Genomic DNA, 1256 nt, shown 5'->3' on the forward strand with positions numbered 1-1256 from the left:
CCCGGCGAGGACGAGGCCGGCTGCTTCTCGCCTTCCGGTGGCGCGGCCTTGCGGAGGTCCGGTACGTAACGCTCCTGCGCCCGCTGTTCCGGTATCGCGCCCGCCGGCTCGCGTACCACCGCCCCGGGAGCCGCAGGAGCGGTGGGAGCCGTGGGAGCCGTGGGAGCCGTGGAAGACGCTGCCGGTCCCGGTGTCCCCGACGCGGCGGCCTCCGCCAGGCCGGTGCCGGGCGTCGGGCACTCCATGATCCGGGGCAGCCGCAGCGCGGCCAGCGCGCCGAGCAGCAGCAGGGCCGCGCTGACCAGCAGGGTGACGTGCAGGCCGTGGACGTACGCGTGGCGGGCGGCGCTCCGCAAGGAGTCCCCGGCGGGTCCGCCCAGCCGGTCGGCGACCTGGTAGGCCTCGCCGAGGGACTGGGAGGCGGCCGTGGAGTCCGAGGTGCGGACGCCCTTCACGGACGACAGGGCGGGCGCGTAGGACGCGTTCATCACGCTGCCGAGCAGGGCGATCCCCATGCCCGCGCCGAGCTGGTACGACGTCTCGCCGATGGCGGCGGCCCCGCCCGCCTGGTCGGCCGGGGCCTCGCTGAGCATCGACTCGTACGCGCCGAAGAGCGTGGACTGCACCCCGAATCCGAGCAGGACGAACGCGGCGGTCAGCAGCCCCGGCCGGTCGTGCTGGCCCATCATCACGAGCAGCAGCACGGCTGCGGCGGTGAGGGCGAAGCCCCAGGACACCATCCGGCGCGGCCCGATCCGGCGCAGGGTGAGCGATCCCGTGGCGCCCGCGGCCATCGCGGCGAAGGTCAGCGGCAGCAGCCGCAGCCCGGTCTCCAGCGGGCTGAGCCCCAGCACCAGCTGGAGGTACTGGACGGCGATCAGCTCCAGGCCGACCAGCGCCAGCATCGCGAGGACGATGCAGCCGATGGAGACGGAGAACGTGGGCCTGGCGAACATCCGCATGTCGATCAGCGGGTTGGCCCGGCGGCGCTGCCTCCGTACGAAGAGGACCAGCAGGGCGGCGCCGACGCAGAGCGGGACGAGGGTGGTGGGGCCGAGCGGGCCCTCCCCGGCGCCGAGGCGCTTCACCCCGAAGACGAGACCGAGCACGCCCGCCGCGGCCATGAGCGCGCCGAGGACGTCCCACGGACCGTCGGTGCTGCCCCTGGACTCGGGGAGCACCAGGCGGCCGAGCGGCAGGATGACCGCCAGCAGCGGCAGGTTGATCAGGAAGACCGAGCCCCACCAGAAGTGCTC

The 1256-nt window shown here is 74.5% G+C and carries 1 protein-coding gene; it reads right to left on the reverse strand.

The features are described from left to right. A partial coding sequence (locus tag GT042_RS30500; protein ID WP_237531359.1) for an MFS transporter occupies positions 1–1256 on the reverse strand: 1256 nt, incomplete at both ends.

This window comes from Streptomyces sp. SID3212, from assembly GCF_009865405.1.
GTDB lineage: Bacteria > Actinomycetota > Actinomycetes > Streptomycetales > Streptomycetaceae > Streptomyces.